This is a genomic window from Pseudodesulfovibrio sp. 5S69, assembly GCF_037094465.1.
Taxonomy (GTDB): domain Bacteria; phylum Desulfobacterota; class Desulfovibrionia; order Desulfovibrionales; family Desulfovibrionaceae; genus Pseudodesulfovibrio; species Pseudodesulfovibrio methanolicus.
The window spans coordinates 3,181,584-3,205,384 of the sequence record NZ_CP146609.1 but is presented as its reverse complement, the minus strand read 5'-3'; the positions used below and the strand labels follow the sequence as shown (position 1 = coordinate 3,205,384).

The following is a 23,801-nucleotide window of genomic DNA, read 5'->3' as shown; positions in this document are numbered from 1 at the left end:
GGAATCCTCCTTAGCTGCTGGGCAGCGATTTAAAGACGTCTTCCATTTTGTTCAGGGCCTCGTCAAGCAGTTCCATGGGGATGTTCAAGGCGGGCTCGAAGCGGATGCACCGGGCGTTGGTCAGGGTTCCGGCCGTGATCACGCCGCGCGCGAACAGGCCCGACGCCACGTGGTAGCCGATCTCGTCGTCCACAAAGTGCATGCCGATGAGCAACCCCTTGCCGGTGACCTTGTCCAGGATGCCGGGGTGCCGCTCGGACAGCTCCTGCAACCGTTTCTTCACGTATTCGCCCTTTTCGGCGGCCTGGGCGGGCAGGTTTTCCTCGTGCATGACCGTGATGGCGGCCAGGGCCGAGGCGCAGGCGATGGGGTTGCCGCCCGTGGTGGTGGTGTGCATGAACGGGTTGGGCTCCATGACCTCCCATATCTTGGGGGTGGAGAAGAAGCCGGACATGGGCACCACGCCGCCGCCGAGCGCCTTGCCGAAGCACATGATGTCCGGGGCCACGTCCCAGTGGTCCACGCCGAAGATCTCGCCCGTGCGGCCGAAGCCGGTCTGGACTTCGTCCGCGATGAGCAGCACGCCGTACTTGTCGCAGACCTCGCGCAGGCCGGGCCAGAAATCGTCCGGCGGCACGATGGCGCCGGCCTCGCCCTGGATGGGCTCGGCCACCACGGCGGCGATGTCGTCGCCCACGGCGGCCGCGTACTTCAATTCGCGCTCGACGGCCGCCACGTCACCGAAGGGCACGTGGCGCATGCCTTCAAGCAGGGGCAGGAGCGGGGCGCGGTAGTCGTTCTTGCCCATCAGGGACAGGGAGCCGAGGGTCTTGCCGTGGAAGCCCTTGAGCATGGAGATGAAGCCCTTCTTTCCGGTGTAGAACTTGGCCAGCTTCATGGCCCCTTCCACGGCTTCGGTGCCGGAGTTGGCGAAGAAGCCGTACTGGATGTCGCCGGGGGTCAGCTTGGCGATGACCCGGGCGAGCTTGGCGCGCAGGGGGTCGAGCATCTCCTGGGAGTACTGGGGCGAGCGGTCGAGTTGGGCCTTGACCGCCTCCACGATCTTGGGGTGGCGGATGCCGTAGCTGTACAGGCCGAACCCGCCGAGGATGTCGATGAACTCGCGGTCCAGGGCGTCCTTGAGGATGGACCCCTGGCCCATCCACTCGGTCACGGCGAATTCGCCCGCCTCGGTCACGGACTTGCGGTACTCCAGAAAGCCCTTGTTGATGTAGTCGCGGAAGTTCTCCACGGTCTCGGTGGCGATCTTGCGCCGTTCCTCAAGGGAAACCGTGCCCACAGGCTTCGTAATAATATCAATGAATTCGATTGCTTCCTTAAACGCTTCGTCGATGTTGCGGGTCATGATTCCACTCCGTTTTTACTGGTGATGCTTCGGGATTTCGGTCGGGGGATGAGGGCGGCTAGGCCGCGGGACCGTCTCGCGGGTCCTCCACCGGTTTGCCCTCCACGATGGTCTTGACGATCTTGATCTCGCGGATGGACTCGGGGGGAACCTCGGTCGGGTCGGCGCTCAGAATCACCAGGTCGGCGATCTTGTCCGGTTCGATGCTGCCGCGGTTGGCCTCGTCAAAGGCGCTGTAGGCGGCGTCGACGGTAAACATGCGGATGGCTTCCATGGGGGTCAGGCGCTCCTCCTTGATGGGGTGGAGCACGGCGGTCTGGATGCCGACGAGCGGACCGTGCGGAGTGACCGGGCAGTCCGATCCGCCGGTCATGATCACGCCGTTGTCGAGCATGGTCCGGTAGGGGTGCATCCAGCGCAGCCGGTCCCAGCCGAACCGCTTCTCGTAGTCTTCCATGTCAACCAGGTAATGGATGAAGGCGGGCTGCATGCCCGCAAGGATTTTTGCCCGGCCCATACGCTCCACCTGATCCCTTGTCGGGATCTCGCAGTGCTCGATGCGGTGGCGGTGGTCGTCGCGCGGAAAGGCCGCGATGGCCTTCTCCATGGCGGACAGGACCTGTTCGATGGCCTTGTCGGTCTCGCAGTGCACGGCCACCTGGAGCCCGGCCTTGTGTGAATTCAGGACGAACTCGTCCATCTCCTCCTGGGTGAAGTTCAGGGTGCCGCAGTTGCCGGGCTGGTCGCAGTACGGTTCGAACAGGGCCGCGGTGTAGGCGTCGATGGCCCCGTCCGCGCAGATGCACCCGCCGATGCGCGTGAGCCCCATGCCCACGGTCTCGTCCACGTCCATGACCTGGTTCCAGAGGACCACGTTGACCGGGAGCTTGTCCAGGTTGTCATGGACGATGCGGGTGTCGCCGGGGCCGAAGCCGCCGCCCTCCAGGCAATGCAGGGTGGTGATGCCCTGTTTCAACGCCGCCTCGCATGCCTTGCGGAAGCTCGTCAGCTTGACCTCCTCCGGGGTGCGCGAGGACACGGCCGGGAAGATGAAATCGGGCGCGCCGGGGTCGCGGACCACGCCGGTGGGTTCGCCGTCCGGCTTGAGGTCCATGCCCGGCAGGTCGGCGGGCGGCGATAAAATCTCAAGGGCCAGGGAGTTCAGGGCGCACATGTGCCAGGAGGAGTGCACGATCATGACCGGATGGTCGGCGCAGACCGCGTCCAGCTCCTCCTTGAGGGGCATCCGTTTTTCTTTGAGCGAGAAATCGTTCAGGGTGTAGCCGAGGACCCAGGCACCGGGCGCGGCGGACTGGGCCGTTTCCCCGACCTTGTCGAACACGGTTTGCAGGGATTTGGTCCCCTGGAAGTCGATGCCGTTCAGGACCTGGCCGGTCAGCCCGAGGTGCTGGTGGGTGTCGATGAAGCCGGGCAGCACGGTCCGGCCTTCCAGATCGGTGACGGGCCAGCCCGCCTCGGCGAGGTCGGCCATGTCTTGGTTCGAGCCGACCCGGAGGATGCGGCCGTTCTCTACGGCCATGGCCTGGGCGCGGGATTCCCGGCCGTCCATGGTGATGATGTTTCCGTTTGTCAGCAAATAATGGTCTAGCATGATGAGTAGGGCGGCCGGGGTATGGTCCCCCGGCCGCCGGGTTGGATGATTAACGGGTCTTTACCATGGTCCAGATCTGGTCGTACATCTTGTTGTCGGTGCCCAGGTCCTTGATGAATTGGATCTTGGACATGTAGGCCTTCTCCGGGTAGATGGCCGGGTTCTTGAAGTCCTCGGGGGTGATGTACGGGTAGGCCGCCTCGTTCGGGGTGGCGTACTGGGTCCAGTTGGACAGCTTGGCGCCGACCTTGGGCTCGAGCACCCAGTTGATGAAGGTGTACGCAAGGTCCGGGTTCGGGGCGCCGATGGGGATGGACATGTTGTCCACCCAGCCGATGGTCCCTTCCTTGGGGTTCACGAATCCGCAGGTGTCCGGGTTGTCGGCCACGGCGCGCAGGGCGTCGCCGTTGTAGACGATGGCGGCCACGGCGGTGCCGGCCACGACCTTGGAGCGGCCGCCGGTGCCCACGTCGAATCCGGCGAAGTAGTCGGATTTCTTGGCCTCAAGCATTTTGTCGAGGAGCTGCTTGAGTTCCGTCTTGTTGGTGGTGTTCACGTCCATGCCCATGGCGCACTGTGCGCAGCCGAGCATTTCGCGGATGGAGTCGATGAAGATGAACGGGCCCTGGCGCTTGGCCGGGTCGAACATGACCGACCAGGAGCCGTCGAAGTCCTTGAGTTTGTCCTTGCGGTACATCATGCCCAGGGTGCCCCACTGGTAGGCCACGGTGTACTTGTTGCCGTTGTCCCAGGCGGGGTTGATGAAGGTCGCTTCGAGGTTCTTCAGGTTGGGCAGCTTGGAGTGGTCCAGCTCCTTGAGCAGGTTCAGTTTGATCATGGCCGGGATGATGTAGTCGGACGGGACGACCACGTCATACTGGTTCTTGCCGCCCGCCTGGAGCTTGGCGACCATCTCCTCCATGGATTCATAGTACTCCACGCGCACCTTGATGCCCGTGTCGTGCTCGAAATCCGTCAGGAAATCCTCGGGCATGTATTCGCTCCAGATGAGCAGGCGCATTTCCTCCGCCGCGAATGCGGACGGCACCATGACCAGGACCATCAGGATGGCCAGCAGCAGTTTACGCATCATCTCTCTCCTTTTCATTGAAACTGTTTGATATTTTTTGCGAGGCGATGACCAGTATGATGGTCACCAGCAGACCGACCGTGGACAGGGCGTGGATCTTCGGCGTGATGCCGCGATGCACTTCCGCGTATATGTAGAGCGGCAGGGTCACCGAGGTGGGGCCGGCCGTGAAGAAGCTGATGATGAAGTCGTCCAGCGACAGGGTGAAGGCGAGCATGGCCCCGGACACGATGCCCGGCGTGAGCATGGGCAGGATGACCTTGCGCAGGGTGTACCAACTGGAGGCATAGAGGTCGTGGGAGGCCTCCTCGATCTCGTTGTTGAAGGCCGCCAGGCGCGAGCGGACCACCAGGGCCACGAAGGCCACCTGGAAGGTCACGTGGCCGATGATCATGTTCAGCATGCCGGGCTCGAACGCCGAGGAGAAGTAGCGCAGGGAGGCAAACGCGATGACCAGCGCGCCCGCGAACACGATCTCCGGGGTGATGACCGGCATGTACAGGTTGAATTCGAAGAAGGCCGAGGTCTTCTTGGACCACGGGAACCGGCTCATGCCGATGGCCAGGGCCGTGCCCACCACCGTGGCGATGACCGTGGAGACCAGGCCCAGGAACAGGGTGTTGCCCACGGCTTCGAGGATCTGCTCGTTCCGGAAGAGTTCCAGGTACCATTTCCAGGTGAAGCCGTGCCAGGTCAGGCCGAAGCGGGAGTTGTTCACCGAGAACGAGGCCACGGCCATGAGCGGGATGTACAGGAAGGCCAGGGTGCCCAGGGCCAGGGCCGGGATCAGGATCGGCTTGCGTCGGGTCTGCATCCTAGACCACCTCCATTTTTTCGCCCTTCCGGCGGAAGACGAACAGGCCGACGAGGGTCAGGACCATCAGGGCCAGGGAAACCGCCGCGCCGAAGGGCCAGTCGCGGCTCTTGCCGAACTGCTGCTGGATCAGGTTGCCGACCAGCATGTACTTGGCCCCGCCCAGGAAGTCCGGGATGAGGAACATGCCCATGGCCGGGACAAAGGTCAGGATGGCCCCTACGGACAGACCGGGCAGGGTCTGGGGCAGGACGGCCTGCATGAACACCCGCCGCCGGTTGGAGTAGAGGTCGTAGGCCGCCTCCACCAGGGACCAGTCGAGTTTCTCGACGCTGGAGTAAAGCGGCAGGACCACGAAGGGCAGGAAGGCGGAGATCATGCCCAGGTACACGGCGAACTCGGACGGGTAGAGCGGACTGCCCGCCGGGATCAGCCCGAGCACGGCCGCGAACTTGGCGATGGGCAGGTCCGGGGAGAGGACCAACTGCCAGGCGTAGGTGCGGATGACCAGGTTGGTCCAGAACGGGATGATCACCAGGGTCAGCCAGACGTACCGGGTGGACTTGGGCTTGCGCGCGATGAAGAAGGCCAGGGGGAAGGCGAGCGCCGTGCAGATCGTGGTGGTCACGAAGGCCACCCACAGGGAGCGGGCCAGGATGATCAGGTAGTCCGGGCTCCAGCCGAACATGCCGTACCCGGCCAGCCGGGAGAAATTTTCGAAGGTGAATATCCATTCGATCTCGCCGTAGCCGCCGCGTGTGGCGAAGGACAGGGCGATGAGCGCCAGGGCGGGCACGGTCAGGAAAATGAGGATCCAGAACAGGCCGGGCGAGACCTGGAGCAGGCCGCGCCGCCTGAGCGCCGAGCGGGTGGTCAGCTCGCCGTACCAGATGCGGGTGTCGTTCTGTTGCTCGCTAGTCATCGATGGCCACCAGTGCGTCCTTGAGCAGTTCGACCCAGACCTTGTCGCCCACCTGGAGTTTTTTGTGCGGGGCGCAGCGCATGCGCAGGCCGGCCGGGTCCAGGGTGATGTCCAGGAAGTTGCCGCGGTAGAAGGTTTCGGTGACCGTAGCCAGGACGCCGTTGGTCTCGGGCTCCTGGTCGCGCAGGACGATGCCCTCGGGCCGGATGACCAGGGCGCCGCGCTTCCACTGGGGCGGGGAGGGCACGACCAGCCTGCCCGCGTGGGTGACGATCAGGTCGTTGCGCCGCTCGGCTTCGAGGATGTTGGCCGTGCCGATGAATTCGGCCACGAAGCGGCAGTTGGGGCGGTCGTAGATCTGTTGGGGCGAGCCGTGCTGCAGGACCTCGCCGTCCTTCATGACCGCGATGCGGTCGGATACGGTCAGGGCCTCGTCCTGGTCGTGGGTGACCAGGATGAAGGTCTTGTTCAACTGTTGCTGCAACCGTCTGAGCTGAACCTGCAACTGGGTGCGCAGCTTGGCGTCCAGGGCCGACATGGGCTCGTCCAGCAGGAGCAGTTCGGGCTCGCAGACCAGGGCGCGGGCCATGGCCACGCGTTGTCGCTGGCCGCCGGACAACTGGTCCGGGTAGCGGTCCTTGAAACCGGTCAGTTCGAGCATTTCGAGAATCTTGTTCACTCTGGTCCGGATGTCGCCCTCCGGGATCTTCTGGGAGCGCAGGCCGAAGGCCACGTTGTCCGCGTTGGTCATGTGCGGGAACAGCGCGTAGCTCTGGAAGACCGTGTTCACCGGACGTTCGTTGGCGGGCTTCTGGGTGATGGGCAGGCCGTTGAGGAAGACCGATCCCGAGTCCGCCTGTTCCAGTCCGGCGATAATCCGCAGCAGGGTGGTCTTGCCGCAGCCGGACGGGCCGAGCAGGGTGAACAGCTCGCCCTTCTGGACGGTCAGGTCGACGTTCTTCAGGGCCTGGACGTCGCCGTAGCTCTTGTGGACGGCATACGCTTCAAGGGTCATATCTTTCCTCCTATTCGGCAGCCGGGACAGGCGGTACGCCCGATTCATCCCAGCCGCGCAGGCGATAGTATTCATTGAGAAGGAGCGCGTACTCCTCCCGGGTTATGACCTGCCCGGTGGGCAGGGCTTCGTGGAGCTTTCTGGGCAGTCGGTCGTCGTCCGGGGTCAGTCCCTCGCGGACGTTGAACCGCCGGGTGTCGTCCACCACGCGGGACGCGGCCCGGCGCAGGGAGGTCTCGTCCCAGGATTCTCCGGTGATCAGCGCGAGTAGACGGACCAGGGTGGCCCAGTCGTACATGTCGCGGTAGAAGCGGCACAGGATCAGACAGTCGAACACGACCAGCCTGTCCTCGAAATCTATGAGCAGGTCCGCCTTGCCCTCCACGGCGTCCGAGGAGATCATCCCGGACAGTTCCGCCTTGTAGAAGGTGGTCCGCAGGTGGCAGGCCCCGCGCGGGGAGGTCCCGTAGGTCAGCCCCATGCCCTTGAGCACGCGGGGGTCGTATCCGGCGGGCTCCAGGCCCTTGACGTGCACGGCCATGTCGGACAGGCCCAGGCTGGCCGCGCCCTTGACGATGCCGTCGGCCAGGACGTCGCCCAGCCCCTCGCGGTTCGCGATCTGTTCCAGCAGGGCGGAGATGGTGGCCGCGTCGCCGTAGGTCAGGGGGGCGTCCAGGCGGCCTTGGCTGGAGGCCTCGGCGACCATGGCGCAGAGGTTGCCCGCCGAGATGGTGTCCAGGCCGAGACGGTCGCAGAGGTCGTTCAGGTGGGCGATCTCGTCGATGTTGCGGACCATGCACAGCCCGCCGAAGGCGTAGATGGTCTCGTACTCCGGACCCTCGATGGTCAGGCCCTTGTGCGGGCCGCTCTTGATGCGCGCCTTGCGGCCGCAGGCCATGAAGCACTTCAGGCAGGCGTGAGGCGTGACCTCGTGCTGTTCGTGGAAGACGTCGCCGCTGATGCGCTCCCAGTGGTCGCAACTTCCGGCCGACCAGTAGCGGCTCGGAAAGGCGCCCACGGTGTTCATCAGGGCGACCATCTGGGTGGTGCCCCGGGCCCGGTACGCCTTGACCGCCGGGGAGTCGCCGTTGGCGGTCCGGAATGCCTTGGCAAAGGCCTTCAATCCCTCGGGGTCGGCCACCCGGCGCTTGCGGTCCCCGGCAAAGACCAGCCCCTTGATCCTCTTCGCGCCGAGTACCGCGCCCAGGCCGCAACGCCCGGCGCTGCGCCAGTAGTCGTTCTCGATGACCGAGAAGGCCACCAGATTTTCGCCCGCCGGGCCGATGACCATGGCCCCGGGGCGGCCGTAGCCCTCGCCCCTGGGGGCATAGTCCTGGATCAGGGCGTCCTCGGCGGCATAGGTTTCGAGCCCTTTGAGCTGCGGGGCCTCGTGAAAATCGCAACCGTCCGGGTGGATGGACAGGACGGTCAGCGCGTCGGCCGCGCCGGTTACGACGATGGCGTCGAAACCGGCCCGGTCGATGGCCTCCGGGGTTCTGCCCCCGGAGTAGGATTCCGCGTAGAAGCCGGTCTGCGGCGACTTGGAGAAGACGCCGTACCGGCTGGAGCCCCAGGTCGGCGTGCCGCTGCACGGGCCCGTGGCGATGACGATCCGGTTGTCGGGAGAGAGCGGGTCTACCCCGGCCGGGTTGTGTTCGAGAAGCAGGCGCGTACCCAACGCCTTGCCGCCGGGAAGGGGCAGGCCGGTGTCCCCGAGCGGCTCGATGGAGAACGTCCGCTCGGAGACATCGATGAAGAGTATGCGTCCGTGAATGCCGTGCACCGAATGTTACCCCTTGGTCACTTCGGCAAAGGCCGCTTCGAGGACGGACAGTCCCTTTTCCAGTTCGGCATCGGTGATGACCAGGGGCATGAGCGTACGGATGACGTTGCCGGAGTGGCCGCAGGACAGGATGATCAGGCCATCCTCGCGGCACTTGGCGACCAGGGCCTTGGCGATGTCCGGGGCCGGGGTTTTGACCGTCCTGTCGTGGACCAGCTCCATGGCCAGCATGGAGCCCAGGCCGCGCACGTCGCCGATGCACGCATACTTCCCGGCCAGATCCTCGAAGGCGGCGCGGACCTTGGCGCCCAGGGTCTGCGACTTGGCGACCAGGTTCTCGCTCTCGACCACGTCGAGCACGGCCAGGGCCGCTGCGCAGCTCACCGGGTTGCCGCCGTAGGTGCCGCCCAGGCCGCCCACCTGGGGCGCGTCCATGAGTTCGGCCCGGCCGGTGCAGGCCGAGATGACCGTGCCGCCGCCCAGGGATTTGGCCGAGGTCAGCAGGTCCGGGATTACGTCCCACTGCTCGATGGCGAACAGGGTGCCGGTGCGGCAGATGCCGGACTGGACCTCGTCGATGATCAGCAGGATGCCGAATTCGTCGCAGATCTCCTTGATGCGCGGAAAATATTCTTTGGGCGGGACCACGAAGCCGCCTTCGCCGGCCACGGGCTCCAGGATCACGGCGGCCACGCTCTCGGGGTTGACCATGTCCACGAAGCTCTTCTTCAGCAGTTCGGCGCATTCCATCTTGCACCCGGGATAGGAGCGGCCAACGGGGCAGCGGTAACAGTAGGCGTAGGGGATGTGGTAGACCTCGGGGGCGTAGGGCCCGAACCCGGCCTTGTAGGGCATGACCTTGGCGGTCAGGGTCGAGGCCAGCAGGGTGCGGCCGTGGAAACCGGAGGCCGAGGCCACGACGGCCGGTCGTCCTGTGGCCCGGCGGGCCACCTTGACCGCGTTCTCCACGGCCTCGGACCCTGAGTTGACCAGTACGGTCTTCTTGGCGTGGTCGCCTGGGGTCAGGGCGTTGAGCTTCTCGGCCAGGGCCACGTATCCCTCATATTGAAAGACATGGTAGCAGGAATGCAGGAGCTTGCCCGCCTGCTCGCGCACGGCCTCGACCACCTTGGGATGGCAGTGGCCCACGTTGTTCACGCCGATACCGCCCGCGAAATCTATGAACTCTTTGCCTTCCACGTCGGTGACCGTCGCGCCTTGGGCGCCGGCCGCGAAAATGGGGCCGGCATTGGAGACCCCCCTGGGGACGGCCGCCTCTCTTCTCTGTTGCAGTTCCTTGTTGGTCATGATGTATCCACCAAATATATTGTAAGAGTTGAAGTCGAAAACCGTCTCTCATAAAGCAAACGCCGGTCCGAGTTGCAATAATCAATTTATTACAAATGGTTATATGCAGAATACACGGCCCGTCCGTTTGCTTCTTGATTCAAAAATAAATCACACGATTTTACTAACCTATTGAAAACAGGTGATAAAAATATGATTCATAATTAAATCAAATCAAAAATTAACAATAATGTTCTGATGGTTCCAGCGATCGGATGATGTGGCGGTAAAAATGTCCTTCGCGTTGCAAAAAAGTCAGACACCGTCTTTACCTCCGTTAATACAGTGGAGAAAATGACAATACTGTTAAATATGCTATTTCGCGAATCGGATTGATTCAAAAACGAATCAGGAATTGTTCAGCTTGTACCGTTGCATCTTGCGCACCACGGTGGGCTGGCTGACGCCGAGGAATCCGGCCATCTCGCGGGTGTTGGAGCACGCCTCCATGGCCTGGCGGAGCATGCGGCGCTCCAGCCGGGCCACTTCTTCGGGCAGGGTGCCGTTTTCCATCACGGCGTCTTCGGTGTTGTCGAAGAGCTCCCGCAGGTAGTCGTCGAGCAGGTCGTCCTCGCAGATGACCACGGCCTTCTTGATGATGCCGATGAGTTCGCGGACGTTGCCCGGGAACGGGTACGACTGGAGCAGCTTCATGCCCGCCGGGCCGATGCGTTTGTTCGTGCGGAAGGCGGCGTTGAATTGCCGCAGGTAGTGGTTGATCAGTTCGAACACGTCCTCGGGCCGCTTCCTGAGGGGCGGGATGCGCACGGTGAAGGTGTTCAGGCGGTAGAGCAGGTCGCGGCGGAAGGCCTGCTTGCGCACCTGGGCCTCCAAGTCGCGGTTGGTGGCGGCCACGATGATGCAGTCCATGCGCTTGGGCTTGCTCGCGCCCAGCGGGTAGTACATGTGGTCGTCCAGGCAGTTGAGCAGCTTGGCCTGCATATCCAAGGGGATCTCGCCCACCTCGTCCAGGAAGAAGGTCCCGCCGGAGGCCAGCTCGAACAGGCCGGACTTGCCCTGTTCGGACGCGCCGGTGAAGGCCCCCTTCTCGTAACCGAACAGCTCGGCCTCGAACAGGGTCTCGGGCAGGGTCGCGCAGTTGACCTGGATGAACGGCTTGCCCCGCCGGGGGCTGGTGTCGTGGATGAATTTGGCCAGCAGCCCCTTGCCCGTGCCGGAGTCGCCCATGAGCAGGATCTCCGAGGTCTCGAACTGGGCCAGCTTCTGGGCTGTGGCCATGGCCTTGCGCATGGCCGGGCTCTCGGCCACCACATGGCTCTTCTTGAGTTCCATGAGGGACATGCCGGTCAACTCGGCCTCGGCCTTTTCCTTGGCCTTGCGGGTCTGGGCCAGGGTGGTTCGCAGCTCGTTCAGGTCGGTGATGTCCCGCTCGTTCAGGACCACCAGGCGGATGTTGCCGTCCGCATCAAAGGTCGGCGTGCCGGTGACAATGAGCTGGCGCCCGGTGCGGGTGACCTCCTGCAGGACCGAGACCCGTCGTTTCTTGCGGAGCACCTCCAGGGTGGCGGACCGGTCGATGGTCCCGTTCTCCACCAGGGTGGCCACGGGCCTGCCGATGACCTCGTCCGCCGAGATGGAGTTGAGGCTCTCCGAGGCGTTGTTGATGTTCAGGACCACGCCGTGACCGTCGGTCAGCCAGATGCCGTCGCTGGACGCGTTGAAGACCGCCTCCATGTGTTCGGCCAGGGTGCGGTAGGTCGCGGTCCGCGCCACCCGATCCGGGGCCGGTTCCGGTTGGAGGGTGAGCAGGCTGCCCACGGTCTCGCCGTTCATGACGATGGGGCTGCGCGAGACCGCGTTCAGGGTGCCGTCGGGCATCTCCAGGTTCGCGGCCGTCTGCCCGTTGACGAATGCCTCGGGCATGACCTCGGCCATGGGCAGGCCGTGCATGCGCCCCGGCCCGAACCCGAAGGTCTGCTCCGCGCACGGCGTGGCATAGGCGATGAGCCCGGAAGAGTCCGCGGCCAGGGCCGCTACGTTCAGGTGGTTCAGGATGCAATGAAAGGGGATGTCCACGGGATTGGTCTCGGCCACGCCGCACTCCTGCCGGTTTTGATGCAACATTGAATCTTATTTTCGGATTTAGCCCATTCCCTGCGGGATGTCATCAAAAAGTCGTCCCTGCTTGCGTCTGATATGATTGATTTTCATAAAAAAGTTCCGGAGCGGGTCTGGAGTGGAGGCGCTATGCTGTGCGATTCAGATCGGGACAGCGCCGGCCCCCCCAGGGGGCGACAGGGTGTTCTCAGTCGATAATGGACACTGCCTAACGCCTCGTATATGGTGAACACCTGTTTAGCTACAACGTGGGAGAGTTCGTGCAGAGAATTATCGTATTGGGCCTGTGCCTGACACTGTTTCTGCCGGTGGCGGCCTTTGGCGGCGATTTCAACATGCAAGCCATTGTCTATCCCCCATTGGTCTATGCCGATCAGGGCAAGCTGTGGGGTGTGGCTCCCGAGATGGTCCTGGAGATCCAGAAAATCGTGGGCGACGACAGCCCGCTGAAAGAGACGCCCTGGCTGCGTGGTTATGAGCAGACGCAGAAGCTGCCCCGGCAGGCCCTGTTCGCCATTGTCCGCATCCCGGAGCGGGAAAAGCTCTTCAAGTGGGTCGGCCCGATCTTCGGCGAGGGGGACTATTTCTTCAAACATAGGGGATCGTCCCTGCGGATCGAGAACCTGAACGACGCGCGCCGGGTCGAACGGATCGCCGTGCGCAAGGACGGCTACACCCATCAGGCTCTGGCCGCCAAGGGATTCACCAACCTCGACGTGGGACCGACCTACGAGTCCAGCTACAGGAAACTGGTCGAGGACCGCGTGGATCTCGTGCTCATGGGCGAGCGTACCTATTACTATATGGTCAAGAAGGCCGGCCTCAATCCCGTGGAGTTCGAGCGCACGGACTGCAAGTTCGGCAACTCCGCCGCCTGGCTCGCCTTCTCCCTGGACGTCCCGGACCAAACCATTCGAAAATGGCAGAACGCCCTCGACACCCTGAAGGAGAACGGCGTCTACCAGAGGATCATGGAACGGAATTTCACGTACTAGGCGCCCCCGGCCGTACCACAAAAAGAAGCCCCGCCGTGATTTTCACGGCGGGGCTTTTCGTTGTCTTGGTGGAGACGAAGAGATTTGAACTCTCGACCCCTGCCTTGCGAAGGCAGTGCTCTCCCAGCTGAGCTACGTCCCCGTTGGTGGAGCGTTGTTACCGCTTTTCGGGATGAAGCTCAAGCCTTTTGAGCGGATAAAAGATTCATTGCCTTGAAAATGGTTTCCACCCGGTTTCGGTAGGTGTGGTCCAGGAGGATGCATTCCCTCCAGGCTCGGCGCAGGGCGCATTTTTTCGGGGTCTCCTCGCGATGGCGGATGACCAGATCGTGGATGTCGTCGGGGCGGGAATAGGTGATCGCCTCGACCAGGTCGTCCGGAAAGATTTGCAGGCCGGGGTGGAGATCGGTCAGCAGGAAGCCGCCCGCGCACCAGACGTCGAAGTTGCGTTGGTTCAGCCCGGCCGGGAGCTGCATGCCGGTGACGTTGAGGACCACGCCCGCACTCCGGTACAGGGCGGGCAGGTGGGCGTAGTAGTCCACCACCGGGCGGACGTCCGCGTCCTGGTTGTCGAGGTCCCGCCAGCCGTCGTCGCCGAAGATGACGATCCGGCCCGCCGCGTTCAGGCAGCGCTTTTTCCAGAGATTCGAGGCGAATTCCGCGCCCGCGCCTACGGCCCGGCCCCGGTTGCCCGGCCAGAGTGGATCGACGTTCAACCGGTCGCGCCACCAGTGGTAGTCGAAGCGGGTCGGCCCGGCGCTGCCCGCGACCAGTTCGGCGGCGTCCTCGGGCATGGTCTCGCCCGCGAAGAATTTGTCCCGGTCCGGGAACCGGGAGCGGCCCACGAAGACCAGCCTGCCCTCGATGTCCCGGGCGTGGTCGGGCAGCGTGCCGCCAGCCTCGAACAGGGCCGGGGAGGCGGCCAGGGGCAGGTGGGTCACCCTCCTTGCGCCGTTTTCGATGAGCGGACCGATGAAGCTGTGGTCCGTGACGAACAGGTTGAGCTCGCGCCACGCCTCGGTCTTGACTGCGGTGAGCAGGTTGAACGGGTTGTCCACCATCCAGACCGCCACCTTGACTCCGGCCTCGTGCAGGATGGCCTGGCCCAGGCCGAAGTGGTCGAGTCCGCGAAAATTGACCGAGAAGAAGAGGTCCGGCACGCCCTCCTGCAGATAGTCGGGCAAGACCTTGCCGGGATGCTTGCCCAGAGACTCGTGGTCGATGCGGACCACCCGCCAGCCCGCGTCCATGAAGGCCCTGGCCAGTTCCTCGACGAGCAGGGCGTCGTCCCCGACCGGCAGCCATACGGTGCGCGCAAGCTTCGGCCGGATGCGGTCCGCCAGGCTCAGCCGGGCGGTCAGCGGGCCGTAGAAGGACGGGAAGGCCTTCTGTACGGGCAGGTAGCGGACCACGTGGGCGCGGGCGGACGAGGCGATGGTGAAGTCCTCGGGGGCCATGGCTTCGAAGTTGGCGGGCACGCGGTCGTGCCAGCCGTCCACCTGACCGATGAAGTCCGGGCAGTCCAGGTAGAAGAATGTCTCGTCGTCCGGCAGGTCGAACCATTTCGGGACCTTGTCGGGCTCGGGGCCGAGTCCGAGAAAGATCACCGGGGCCTCGTCCAGGGAGCGGTTGACCCGCCATTCGAAGTGGGTCTTGTCGGCGGGCATGGACTTGGTCAGGCCGAGTTCGTCGCGGATGGAGATATGTCGGGGTCTGGGCACGTTGTTCACTTGGCTTTTCCGGCGGATTCGGCTACTAACCGCTCCACGCCGCATTGACGGAGCGATACCATGAAACAATACCAGGACAAATACTTCAAAAGGGCCAAAAAGGAAAACTACGCCGCCCGCTCGGTCTACAAGCTCAAGGAGATGGACAAGCGGTTCGGGATCTTCAAGCGCGGCCAGACCGTGCTCGATCTCGGCGCCGCCCCCGGTTCCTGGACCCAGTTCGCCGGAGAGCGGGTGGGGCCGCAGGGGCGGGTGCTCGGCGTGGACCTGCAGACCACCAAGCACACCTTTGCCGACAATATCACTTTTCTGCAGGCGGACGTGTTCTCTGACTCGCCCGAGCTGCTCGAGGCCATCGAACCGCTCGCGCCGTTCGACGTCATTATCAGCGACATGGCCCCCAAGACAACCGGAATCAAGTTCGCGGACCAGGCCAACTCGCTGGAGCTGTGCGAGCGGGCCTTCGAGGTGGCGTGCAAATACCTCAAGAAGGGCGGCAACTTCGCCGTGAAGATCTTCGAGGGCGGTGAGATCAACGACTACCGAAACGAGATCCGCCCGTATTTCGGGAAGATAAAGAATTTCAAACCGTACAGTTCCCGGTCCGAGAGCAAGGAGATCTTCATCGTTGCGCTTGGCTTTAAGGGCGTTGACGGGTAGAACATTGGACCGACCAGCAATTAAGACCGATAGCGATATATTCAGGAGGAAATATGGCCGGACATAGTAAATGGGCGAACATTCAGCACCGTAAGGGGCGTCAGGACGCCAAAAAGGCGAAATTTTTCACCAAGGCCGCCAAGGACATCATCCTGGCCGCCAAGGCGGGCGGCGGCAACCCCGACGACAACTCGACACTGCGCCTGGCCATCCAGAAGGCCAAGGCCGTGAACCTGCCCAAGGACAAGATCGACAACGCCATCAAGAAGGGCACCGGCGAACTGGCCGGCGGCGATCTGGCCGAAGTCATGTACGAAGGCTACGGCCCCGGCGGCGTGGCCATGCTCGTCGAGGTGGCCACGGATAACAAGAACCGCACCGTGGCCGAAATTCGCCATGCCTTCACCAAGCACGGCGGGAACATGGCCGAGAACGGCGCGGTCTCCTACATGTTCAACCGCAAGGGCGTGATCGTCTTCAACGGTGAAAAATACACCGAGGACGAGCTTATGGAAGCGGGGCTGGAGGCCGGGGCCGACGACATCGTCGAGGACGGCGACACCTTCATCGTCTACACCGAGCCCGGCGACTTCATGGCCGTGCAGCAGGCTTTTGCCGACGCGGGCATGGAGTACGAGTCCGCCGAGTTCAACCAGGTCCCCGAGAACCTGGTGCCGGTGGATGCCGCCGTGGGCAAGAAGGTCATGAACCTGTTCGATGCCCTGGAAGACAACGACGACACCCAGAACGTCTACATGAACGCCGACCTGCCGGACGACCTGTTCGACGAGGAAGACTAGGCTCCATGGCGGAAGGGCTGATCGTCCTGGGGCTCGACCCCGGCACGAGGGTCACCGGCTACGGCGTGGTCCGGGAACTCTCGGGCAAGGCCGAGCTGGTCGCCACCGGCACCATCCGCACCCCGGTCAAGAAGGACATGGCCACCCGCATGGGGGTCATCTTCAGCCAGCTCCAGGAGCTGATCCGGGCCCACGCGCCGGCGGAAGCCGCCATCGAAAACGTGTTCGTTTCCAAGAACCCCTCGTCGGCCCTCAAACTCGGGCAGGCGAGGGGTGCCTGCATGGCCGCCTGCGCCGTGAACAACATCCCCATGGGCGAGTACGAGCCTTCCAAGGTCAAGAAGAACCTGGTCGGCGTGGGCAACGCGCCCAAGTCCCAGGTGGCCTACATGGTGGCCCATTGCCTGGGCATCAAGAAGCCGGATTGGCCCGAGGACGCCTCGGACGCCCTGGCCATAGCCATCTGCCACTTGAACGAGCGGCGCATGCGCAAGCTGACCTGCTCCTGATCTTTCGGCAGGACGCGGAAAAGGCCCGTCCGGTAGCACCGGGCGGGCCTTTTTGTTGCGTGTTTCCGCAGCTACTTCTTCTTGGGCTTCTTGTCCTTTCCCTTCCCCTTGCCCTTGGACATGGCGTCCATGTCCTGGTTCATGTTCTGATTCATGTTTTGATGCATCATCCCCTTGTCCTTGCCTTTGGCCTTGCCCACGCCGTGCCCGCCGCACTCCTTGGCGATGCGGCCCCAGCCCATGCCGGAGTCGCGCATGGCCCGAATCTGGTCGCTGGTCTTGCCGCACTGACGGGCGAGCTGGTCCACCTTGGCGTTGTCCAGGTTGGACTCGGCCCGGCGGTATCGATCCTGGGCCTGTTCGTATTCCATCTGCGCCGCGGCCACTTCCTCCTGGGAGGCTTTCTTCCTGTTGCGGACGGCGTCCAGGATTTCCTTGGCCTTGGCCACTTCTTCCGAGGAGTTGGCGGCCTCCTGAACCACGGCCTCGCCCACCAGCGATACGAGTTCGTCCTGGGTCAGGTCCTCGCCCTGGGCCAGGGCCGGGGAGGCGGCCAGGAGCAGCAGGGCGCCTGCCAGCAGGTAATATGCGATTGTTTTCATGGGGAGCTCCTCGTTACAGGTTGGTTCCACCCACGATTCGCGGACGGAGGACGAAAAATCCAGCCTTGAATATAAAATGACCAGCGGGGTTGGTCAAGGTGGATACCCTTTGAATTACGTTCACTATTCGGATAAAGTCACAGCACGGAGGATTTCCATGATCGCATACCTGCAGGGTGAACTGCTCTCGGCGGATGAGAAGGGACTTGTCCTGCTCACCCCTGGCGGCGTGGGCTACGAAGTGGCCGCGCCCACGTCGGTCCTGGCCAAGCTGCCGGGCAGGGGCAAGGAGGTGCGGCTGTACGTCCATACCCAGGTGGCCGAAAAGGCCATCGACCTGTTCGGCTTCCTGGAGGCCGACGACCTGGACCTCTTCCGTACGCTCATCTCCATCGACAAGCTCGGGCCCAAGAAGGCCATGGCCATCCTGTCCATGTTCGACGCGGCCCACCTGCGCGAGATCGCCTTCCGCGAGGACGTGACCACCCTATCCACCGTGCCCGGCATCGGGCCCAAGTCCGCCAAGCAGATCCTCTGGAATCTCAAGGACAAGGTCGACAAGCTGACCCCGGTGACCGGCAAGGCGCCGAGCGCGCCCCAGGGGCCGCAGGGCGAGTACCTGGACGCCCTTGCGGGGCTCAAGGGGTTGGGCTACGGTGAGGACGAAATCCGGCCCATGCTTCTCGAAACCTTCGACGATGAACCCGATCTCGACGCCGCCGGCGCTATCCGCGCGGTGCTCAAGAAGATCAACGCGGCACGCTCATGAGCAAATGCACCCTTCCCGAGGAAAACGTCCGGCCCCGGAAACTGTCCGATTTCATCGGTCAGGTGGACCTGCGCACCAACCTCGACGTTTTTATCCGGGCCGCGCGTGAGCGCGAGCGCTCCCTGGACCATACCCTGTTCTACGGCAACCCAGGCCTGGGCAAGACCACCTTGGCCCGGATCATGGCCTCGGAGCTGGGCGTGAACATGGTCTCCACCTCGGGACCGGTCATCGAGCGGTCCGGCGACCTGGCGGCCATCCTGACCAATTTGGAACGCGGCGACATCCTGTTCATCGACGAGATTCATCGCATGCCGCCCACCGTGGAGGAAGTGCTCTATCCGGCCATGGAGGATTTTCAGATCGACCTGGTCATCGGTTCCGGCCCCGGCGCGCGTACGGTCAAGCTCGACCTCGAACCGTTTACCCTGGTCGGGGCGACCACCCGGCTCGGGCTGTTGACCTCGCCCCTGCGTGACCGCTTTGGCTGCATCTTCCGTATCGAATTCTACTCCCCCGAGGAGCTCGGGCGTATCGTGGAGCGCAGCGCCGCCATTCTGGGCGTGGAGGTGGAGCCCGAGGGAGCCCTGGCCATCGGCCGCAGGGCGCGCGGCACCCCGCGCATCGCCAACCGGCTGCTTCGGCGCGTGCGCGACTACGCCTTGGTCCACGGCACGGGGGTGGTCAGCCGCGAGCTGGCCGAATCCTCGCTCGAACGCCTGGACGTGGACCAGTACGGCCTGGACAACATGGACCGCAAGATCCTGACCCTCATGGTCGAGCACTTCAACGGCGGCCCGGTGGGGCTCAAGACCATTGCCGCGGCCTGCGCCGAGGAGGTCCGGACCATCGAGGACATCTACGAGCCATACCTCATTCAGTGCGGTTTCCTGAAGCGCACCCCGCGCGGGCGCGTGGCCACGGCCAAGGCGTACCAGCACCTCAAGATGCGCATGGAAGACGATCAGGCCTCTCTACTCTAGGCCTGTCCTCACCTTCCTGTGGCGAAAAATCATTGTTTCCCCGGCCCGTTCCGGTAGCATGGGGCAGAACGACAAACCCTATCGGAGGTACCTGACCATGGACAAATGGGAATGCCCGTGCGGCTACGTGTACGACCCTGCGGAAGGCGACCCGGACAGCAATATCCCCATCGGAACCAAGTTCGAAGACCTGCCCGACGACTGGGTCTGCCCCCAGTGCGGCGCGGAAAAGGAATATTTCGAAAAACTGTAAAAAAATCGTAACAAGCCATTGCCATCCGCCATGTAACGAGTGTATGGTTGAATCAAGTCAAAGGAAGTGTTTCCAGGCAACGCCAGACAAACCGCATGATTTAGTGAACCTAGACAGCGTTTCAAGGCAACCCGCTAACAACAACGTCCTTTGGTAGAGGCCCGTAACTCGGCAACCTCAGTAGGCAACATTTACAAAAGCCCCCGTGCAGGGGGCTTTTTTTATGGTGCGTGGCGGCTTCCGATAGCGGGCCATCTGCACATTTTTCCGGCGGGCGCTGATCTCACGTAGACGGCTACGCTGCGGTCAGCGCCCACCGAAAGAAAATGCACAGCTGACTCACTCTCGAAAGCCTATTCCGAGTGCTAGTTGGCGGCGGAAGAGAGAGCCGCTGTCGGGTGCTGCGCGCATCCGAATTGCTCCAGTTGAGGGGATTAGGCATGGGGCCTTTGGGGAGTCTCGCCCGCGAAGCGGAGATAAAAAGTTTGGGAGATGCTTAAGAACCTTTTTCAAAAGGTTCTTAAGCCGTCGGAGACGCCCGGCCGGCGAGGCCCCGCCGGAGGCTTATTGGGCGCGCCGCAGTCTGCGGAGCACGGTGATGGTGAGACAGGTGAGGGCGGTCCAGGTGAGGACGCCGGTCAGGCCCATGGCGCCGCCGAGGAGCGGGTGGGCGCCGGGGAACATCCAGGCCCAGATGCCGTAGCCCTGGGCGTTGGCAGCGCCGTGGAGGAATCCGGCCAGGATGGAGGACCGGTAGTGCAGGGTCATCTCGTTGAGGAACGCGCCGAAGGCCAGGCAGATGAGGCACATCATCAGGATGCCGGGGGCAGGCTGGCTGGGATAGTTGAGCCCGGCGAGGATCAGGGGCGCGTGCCACAGGCCCCAGAGCAGGCCGAGAATGAGGTAGGCGGCGGGTTTGCCCAGCGGCATGAGCCGGGGCAGCAGGAACCCGCGCCAGCCCAGTTCCTCGCCCAGGCCGAAGACGAAATTGATTAGCGGGCCGAGGAAGATGGACAGGGGCAGCAAGACCTGGAGGGCCGTGTTGCGGCCGATGGGTGTGCCGGATAATGAGGATAAGGAGTTCAGGTCGGGGTCGAAGCCGGAGAGTCCGGCACTCCATGTAATGCCGTACATGACGGCATAGGCGACGGGAATGAGGGCGATGCCGAGGAAGTAGGGGCCGACGGACCCCATGCGCAGGGAGAGGACCGGGATCAGGCCCCGCACGGAGGTCCGCTCCAGGAGCAGGGGCACGAGGAGCGCGGCCAGGCCGGGAATCCACATGACGCCCATGAGCCACAGGGCGGGCGCGGACTGGCCCACCAGGTCGTCGAAGCGCAGGCCGTCCGCGATGAGTGCGCCTTCCACTCCCCAGGTGGCCGCGAAGACGATGAGCACGAAGGCCAGTACCGGGCCGGGCCGGAAGGGGCCGAAGTCGCGGTCCGACGAACGGCCGGTGCGGGCGCTCGGATCAGGCATAGCGCGACAGCCTGTCGAAATAGAGGTCCCGGCAGCGGTTCTCGATCTCCAGGAGCCGGGCAAAGGGGGCGTTGAAGTCGTTGTTTCCGGCGGTGAACAGGCCGTGCCCGTGGACGATGGCCGCGCCGTTTGCCGCCATGGCGGGCGGCAGGGTGTGGCACAGCCCGGTGGGGCCGGTGCCGACCTCGCCGGGCACGATGGGCACGCCGTCCACGGTCCGGCATTCGGTGCAGTGGATGTGGCAGTGGCCCCGGTTGGGGCAGTCGTCGCGCTCGCAGTCCATGGACATGATTACCGAGAATTTCGGGTGGCCGTGCAGGATGCAGTCATAGTTTGATCGGCGGTAGACGTCCTCGTGGGCGGACAGCTCGCTCGACGCGGTCAACCCGTTGGTGGTGGAGCCGTCCAAGGGGCACGGATCGATGCACCCTTCGAGTTCGTCCAGGGAGCTGCCGGTCTGCGAGATATAGACGGTCTCGTCCAGCTTGTAGGAAATATTGCCGAAGAACGAATCAACCAGGCCGTAGCCCACGACCTTGCGGCCCGCTTCGGCCATGGCCGCGACTACGCCTTCCTCGTCGGTGAAGGGCCCGGCAGCGAGCCCGGGCAGGTCCGTGTGCGGCTCGGGCAGGAGCCGGACCACATGGGAGAACGCGTCTGCGTACTCGTCGTCCAACTCGACGCGCCGGGCACGGTTCAGGTAGTCCGAGAAGAAGAGCACGAAGGAGGAGAAGACCAGTGATGAGACGGACACGAACCCCTGTTCCGGCGTGACTGTGCCGCAGGCGGCCACGCCCTGGCCGGGGATCACGATGACCTTGCGCCGCTTGAGCTGCGCGGCCATGGCTTCGGCGGTGAAGTCGGCGCAGACCGGGATGTCGTGCAAAAAAGTCCGGGTCTCGGTGTCCTCGGGCCGGATGCCGTCCGGGTTGCGCGCGGCCAGGAAGTCCAGGATGGTCCGGTAAGGCTCGGCCGGGCGGATGAACACCAGGGAGTTGATGGACAGGCGCGAAAACAGCCCGGCCAGTTCGCCGGTGCGCGGGTCCTCGCGATTCCAGGTCAGGTCCGCGTCCAGGCCGCCGACCAACGGCGCGTCCGGCCCGGTGCCGGAGGCCAGTCCCTGGGCGGCCAGCTTGGCCGCGTATTTTTCGCAGAGGGCCTTCATTGGTCGAGCCCCAGCCGTTGCAGCGTTTCCGTGGTAGGGGCCCCGTTCTCGTCCAGCCCGCGCACGGCGTAGTAGTTGCGCCGGGCCTGGAGAAATTTCTCGCGGTCTATGGGCGGGATTTCCACGCCGCCGCCCGAAGTCCCGGGCTCGGTGAAAAACCGCCCGGGCAGATCGTCGTCCGTGGCGTCGAAGCCGTTTCCCGCGTTCATGCGCCGCTCGTTTACGGTGGTCCGTTCGCCGACTTCGAGCAGGGACTGGACCGACCAGTCCTGTCCGGTGACCGCCGTGAGTGCCTTGGCGTACTCTTCGAGCCCGGCGGCCAGGAAGATGAGGCGGCAGGCGTTCATGGAGTCGCAGGCCGCGATGGTGTCCTCGGCCAGCTTGATGATCCGCGCCTTGCCGCTGAAGGTGAAGCGGTCCGTGGCCACGGGTTTGCGCAGGACCTCGTGGCTGATGGGGTAGGCGTGCTGATGGCAGCCGCCGCGGGTGGACACGGCGTAGGCCAGGGCCAGGCCGTAGCCGCCACGCGGGTCGAAGGCGGGGAGCTCCAGCCCTTTGACCGTCATGGCCGCTTCCGGGCGGCCGCACGCCTGGGCCAGGTTGAGGGCGCCCTTGGCCAGGTCGCCGCCCTCGGCCATGGCGCGCAGGGTCGAGAGGAGCGTCTTGTCCGTGTAGTCCTGGCCGGTGATCTCGCGCAGGCAGGCCAGGGTGGACGCGGCCGAGATCGGGTCCAGTCCGAGCTTGCCGCACAGGTCCGCCGCTTCCATGGCCGATTCGGGGTCCGCGTTGCCCACGTTTGCGGTGAAGTGGGCCATGGTTTCGAAGCCGGGCAGGCTGCGTCCGTCCCGGGCGATCTTGCGGCAGTGGATGTGGCAGCCGAGGCAGCCGTGGTCGCGGGGCTTGTACAGCTCGGCCAGGGCGGCGGCATTGACTGCGGCCCCCTGTTCGAAAAAGGTCTTTTGGAAATTGTCCGTGGGCAGCATGCGCCGCGAGTTGATCAGGTCGAACAGGGCCCCGGTGCCCCAGTGCGAGAAGCCGTGGCCGCCCATGAGCACGGGCGAGGCCATGGTCAGGCGCACGATGGCCTCGCGCGCTTCCGCGAGGGCCGCCGGGTCGTGGACCCGGACCTCGCCGCTGCCGCGCACGGTCAGATATTTGAGATTTTTGGCCGCCCAGACCAGGCCGAGTCCGCCGCGCACGCCGCCGTGGCGGTGGTCCACGGCCACCGAGCCGAGGAGCGAACCGTTCTCCGCCGCCGGGCCGATGCAGGCCAGCGAAGTGTCCTCGGGCAGTTGCCGTTCCAGCCCGTGCAGGACCGCGTCCGAGTCCGTGCCCCACAAGGAGGTCTCGACCACGCGCACGTCGTGGTCGTCGATCTCGATGCCGCAGGGCGTCTCGGCGCGGCCGGTGATGACCAGGCCGTCGTATCCGGCCTTTTTCAGCCGGGTGGGCAGGCCGCCGCCGATGGAGCCGTCGCACACGGCCCCGGTCAGGGGCGAGCGGGACAGGATCGTGCCGCGCCCGGAGGTGGGCGAGTCGGTCCCGGTCAGCGGGCCGGTGAAGATGAGCAAGGGGAGTTCCGGGTCGGTGTATTCGCGGTCGGCAAAGGGGTGCAGGTAGTACCCGGCCAGCCCCCGGCCGCCGAGATACCGCCCGTAGACGGCCTCGTCCGGGTGTTCGGGAGTGGCCGTGCCCGTGGTCAGGTCTATATGGAGGACCATGCCGGTCCGGCCGTAGAATTCGTCCATGGGGAGGAATCTTCCATGAACCGCCTGAAAAGGCAACCGGTTGCCGTCTTGACGATGCGGGTGAAACGGGTATTCTGCGG

The 23,801-nt window shown here is 64.1% G+C and carries 21 protein-coding genes and 1 tRNA gene; 7 read left to right on the top strand and 15 right to left on the bottom strand.

The window, feature by feature from the left end; all coding sequences use genetic code 11:
• Positions 1 to 10: 10 nt before the first annotated feature.
• From V8V93_RS15305 to V8V93_RS15265, 9 genes are all read right to left on the bottom strand, one after another.
• On the bottom strand, positions 11 to 1,366 hold the full coding sequence (locus V8V93_RS15305; RefSeq protein ID WP_338667466.1) for a putrescine aminotransferase: 1,356 nt from the start codon (positions 1,364 to 1,366) through the stop codon (positions 11 to 13).
• A gap of 58 nt (positions 1,367 to 1,424) precedes the next feature.
• Positions 1,425 to 2,963 carry an amidohydrolase gene (locus V8V93_RS15300; protein WP_338667465.1) on the bottom strand — a complete coding sequence of 513 codons (1,539 nt, stop codon included), beginning with the start codon at positions 2,961 to 2,963 and terminating at the stop codon, positions 1,425 to 1,427.
• Positions 2,964 to 3,027: 64 nt separating this feature from the next.
• On the bottom strand, positions 3,028 to 4,071 hold the full coding sequence (locus V8V93_RS15295; protein WP_338667464.1) for a polyamine ABC transporter substrate-binding protein: 1,044 nt from the start codon (positions 4,069 to 4,071) through the stop codon (positions 3,028 to 3,030).
• Positions 4,061 to 4,882 (bottom strand): ABC transporter permease, encoded by an 822-nt coding sequence (locus V8V93_RS15290; protein ID WP_338667463.1) that lies wholly within the window; start codon positions 4,880 to 4,882, stop codon positions 4,061 to 4,063. The genes V8V93_RS15295 and V8V93_RS15290 overlap by 11 nt, the downstream gene beginning before the upstream one ends.
• 1 nt (position 4,883) lies before the next feature.
• A complete protein-coding gene (locus V8V93_RS15285) occupies positions 4,884 to 5,804 on the bottom strand; it encodes an ABC transporter permease (RefSeq protein ID WP_338667462.1) in 921 nt (306 codons plus the stop codon).
• Positions 5,797 to 6,819, bottom strand: coding sequence for an ABC transporter ATP-binding protein (locus tag V8V93_RS15280; protein WP_338667461.1), 1,023 nt, complete (start codon positions 6,817 to 6,819; stop codon positions 5,797 to 5,799). The genes V8V93_RS15285 and V8V93_RS15280 overlap by 8 nt, the downstream gene beginning before the upstream one ends.
• Positions 6,820 to 6,829: 10 nt before the next feature.
• Entirely contained in the window at positions 6,830 to 8,602 is a 1,773-nt protein-coding gene (locus V8V93_RS15275; protein ID WP_338667460.1) for an aldehyde ferredoxin oxidoreductase family protein, read from the bottom strand.
• A gap of 6 nt (positions 8,603 to 8,608) precedes the next feature.
• The gene (gene gabT, locus V8V93_RS15270; RefSeq protein ID WP_338667459.1) at positions 8,609 to 9,910 is read right to left on the bottom strand and encodes a 4-aminobutyrate--2-oxoglutarate transaminase; all 1,302 of its coding nucleotides are present in this window, start codon (positions 9,908 to 9,910) and stop codon (positions 8,609 to 8,611) included.
• 387 nt (positions 9,911 to 10,297) lie between these two features.
• Complete coding sequence (locus V8V93_RS15265; protein ID WP_338667458.1) at positions 10,298 to 12,004, bottom strand: sigma 54-interacting transcriptional regulator; 1,707 nt, start codon at positions 12,002 to 12,004, stop codon at positions 10,298 to 10,300.
• A 284-nt stretch (positions 12,005 to 12,288) separates the two neighbouring features.
• On the opposite strand from V8V93_RS15265, the gene V8V93_RS15260 reads away from it, so the two are divergent.
• Positions 12,289 to 13,023, top strand: coding sequence for a substrate-binding periplasmic protein (locus tag V8V93_RS15260; protein WP_338667457.1), 735 nt, complete (start codon positions 12,289 to 12,291; stop codon positions 13,021 to 13,023).
• Between the two features lie 66 nt (positions 13,024 to 13,089).
• Here V8V93_RS15260 and V8V93_RS15255 read toward each other — a convergent pair.
• Positions 13,090 to 13,165, bottom strand: a tRNA-Ala gene (locus tag V8V93_RS15255).
• 37 nt (positions 13,166 to 13,202) lie between these two features.
• Positions 13,203 to 14,744 carry a glycosyltransferase family protein gene (locus V8V93_RS15250; protein WP_338667456.1) on the bottom strand — a complete coding sequence of 514 codons (1,542 nt, stop codon included), beginning with the start codon at positions 14,742 to 14,744 and terminating at the stop codon, positions 13,203 to 13,205.
• Between the two features lie 69 nt (positions 14,745 to 14,813).
• Between V8V93_RS15250 and V8V93_RS15245 the strand changes: the two genes are divergently transcribed.
• Genes V8V93_RS15245 through ruvC form a run of 3 tightly spaced genes read left to right on the top strand, consistent with a single transcriptional unit; the run spans position 14,814 to position 16,722 of the window.
• On the top strand, positions 14,814 to 15,413 hold the full coding sequence (locus V8V93_RS15245) for an RlmE family RNA methyltransferase (RefSeq protein WP_338667455.1): 600 nt from the start codon (positions 14,814 to 14,816) through the stop codon (positions 15,411 to 15,413).
• Between the two features lie 53 nt (positions 15,414 to 15,466).
• The gene (locus V8V93_RS15240) at positions 15,467 to 16,213 is read left to right on the top strand and encodes a YebC/PmpR family DNA-binding transcriptional regulator (protein ID WP_338667454.1); all 747 of its coding nucleotides are present in this window, start codon (positions 15,467 to 15,469) and stop codon (positions 16,211 to 16,213) included.
• A 5-nt stretch (positions 16,214 to 16,218) separates the two neighbouring features.
• Entirely contained in the window at positions 16,219 to 16,722 is a 504-nt protein-coding gene (gene ruvC / locus V8V93_RS15235; protein WP_338667453.1) for a crossover junction endodeoxyribonuclease RuvC, read from the top strand.
• A gap of 71 nt (positions 16,723 to 16,793) precedes the next feature.
• Here ruvC and V8V93_RS15230 read toward each other — a convergent pair whose 3' ends face one another.
• Positions 16,794 to 17,324: a hypothetical protein gene (locus V8V93_RS15230; RefSeq protein ID WP_338667452.1), complete on the bottom strand. Its 531-nt coding sequence runs from the start codon at positions 17,322 to 17,324 to the stop codon at positions 16,794 to 16,796.
• 157 nt (positions 17,325 to 17,481) lie between these two features.
• On the opposite strand from V8V93_RS15230, the gene ruvA reads away from it, so the two are divergent.
• From ruvA to V8V93_RS15215, 3 genes are all read left to right on the top strand, one after another.
• Entirely contained in the window at positions 17,482 to 18,093 is a 612-nt protein-coding gene (gene ruvA / locus V8V93_RS15225) for a Holliday junction branch migration protein RuvA (protein ID WP_338667451.1), read from the top strand.
• Positions 18,090 to 19,076 (top strand): Holliday junction branch migration DNA helicase RuvB, encoded by a 987-nt coding sequence (ruvB, locus tag V8V93_RS15220; protein WP_338667450.1) that lies wholly within the window; start codon positions 18,090 to 18,092, stop codon positions 19,074 to 19,076. Before ruvA ends, ruvB begins: the two co-directional genes overlap by 4 nt.
• A 97-nt stretch (positions 19,077 to 19,173) precedes the next feature.
• A complete protein-coding gene (locus tag V8V93_RS15215; protein ID WP_338667449.1) occupies positions 19,174 to 19,329 on the top strand; it encodes a rubredoxin in 156 nt (51 codons plus the stop codon).
• Positions 19,330 to 19,893: 564 nt separating this feature from the next.
• On the opposite strand, the gene V8V93_RS15210 is transcribed toward V8V93_RS15215, so the two are convergent.
• Genes V8V93_RS15210 through V8V93_RS15200 form a run of 3 tightly spaced genes read right to left on the bottom strand, consistent with a single transcriptional unit; the run spans position 19,894 to position 23,721 of the window.
• Entirely contained in the window at positions 19,894 to 20,808 is a 915-nt protein-coding gene (locus tag V8V93_RS15210) for a type II CAAX prenyl endopeptidase Rce1 family protein (protein ID WP_338667448.1), read from the bottom strand.
• Positions 20,801 to 21,973: a class II aldolase/adducin family protein gene (locus V8V93_RS15205; RefSeq protein ID WP_338667447.1), complete on the bottom strand. Its 1,173-nt coding sequence runs from the start codon at positions 21,971 to 21,973 to the stop codon at positions 20,801 to 20,803. Before V8V93_RS15205 ends, V8V93_RS15210 begins: the two co-directional genes overlap by 8 nt.
• Complete coding sequence (locus V8V93_RS15200; protein ID WP_338667446.1) at positions 21,970 to 23,721, bottom strand: aldehyde ferredoxin oxidoreductase family protein; 1,752 nt, start codon at positions 23,719 to 23,721, stop codon at positions 21,970 to 21,972. Before V8V93_RS15200 ends, V8V93_RS15205 begins: the two co-directional genes overlap by 4 nt.
• Positions 23,722 to 23,801 lie beyond the last annotated feature (80 nt).

What these genes read in the sequence shown, in the direction of transcription:
- V8V93_RS15245 (WP_338667455.1), top strand. Translation starts at nt 14,814, where the DNA reads ATGAAACAATACCAGGACAAATACTTCAAAAGGGCCAAAAAGGAAAAC.
- V8V93_RS15205 (WP_338667447.1), bottom strand. Translation starts at nt 21,973, where the DNA reads ATGAAGGCCCTCTGCGAAAAATACGCGGCCAAGCTGGCCGCCCAGGGA.
- V8V93_RS15215 (WP_338667449.1), top strand. Translation starts at nt 19,174, where the DNA reads ATGGACAAATGGGAATGCCCGTGCGGCTACGTGTACGACCCTGCGGAA.
- V8V93_RS15200 (WP_338667446.1), bottom strand. Translation starts at nt 23,721, where the DNA reads ATGGACGAATTCTACGGCCGGACCGGCATGGTCCTCCATATAGACCTG.
- V8V93_RS15295 (WP_338667464.1), bottom strand. Translation starts at nt 4,071, where the DNA reads ATGATGCGTAAACTGCTGCTGGCCATCCTGATGGTCCTGGTCATGGTG.
- V8V93_RS15280 (WP_338667461.1), bottom strand. Translation starts at nt 6,819, where the DNA reads ATGACCCTTGAAGCGTATGCCGTCCACAAGAGCTACGGCGACGTCCAG.
- V8V93_RS15210 (WP_338667448.1), bottom strand. Translation starts at nt 20,808, where the DNA reads ATGCCTGATCCGAGCGCCCGCACCGGCCGTTCGTCGGACCGCGACTTC.
- ruvB (WP_338667450.1), top strand. Translation starts at nt 18,090, where the DNA reads ATGAGCAAATGCACCCTTCCCGAGGAAAACGTCCGGCCCCGGAAACTG.
- V8V93_RS15290 (WP_338667463.1), bottom strand. Translation starts at nt 4,882, where the DNA reads ATGCAGACCCGACGCAAGCCGATCCTGATCCCGGCCCTGGCCCTGGGC.
- V8V93_RS15240 (WP_338667454.1), top strand. Translation starts at nt 15,467, where the DNA reads ATGGCCGGACATAGTAAATGGGCGAACATTCAGCACCGTAAGGGGCGT.
- ruvA (WP_338667451.1), top strand. Translation starts at nt 17,482, where the DNA reads ATGATCGCATACCTGCAGGGTGAACTGCTCTCGGCGGATGAGAAGGGA.
- V8V93_RS15230 (WP_338667452.1), bottom strand. Translation starts at nt 17,324, where the DNA reads ATGAAAACAATCGCATATTACCTGCTGGCAGGCGCCCTGCTGCTCCTG.
- V8V93_RS15285 (WP_338667462.1), bottom strand. Translation starts at nt 5,804, where the DNA reads ATGACTAGCGAGCAACAGAACGACACCCGCATCTGGTACGGCGAGCTG.
- V8V93_RS15305 (WP_338667466.1), bottom strand. Translation starts at nt 1,366, where the DNA reads ATGACCCGCAACATCGACGAAGCGTTTAAGGAAGCAATCGAATTCATT.
- gabT (WP_338667459.1), bottom strand. Translation starts at nt 9,910, where the DNA reads ATGACCAACAAGGAACTGCAACAGAGAAGAGAGGCGGCCGTCCCCAGG.
- ruvC (WP_338667453.1), top strand. Translation starts at nt 16,219, where the DNA reads ATGGCGGAAGGGCTGATCGTCCTGGGGCTCGACCCCGGCACGAGGGTC.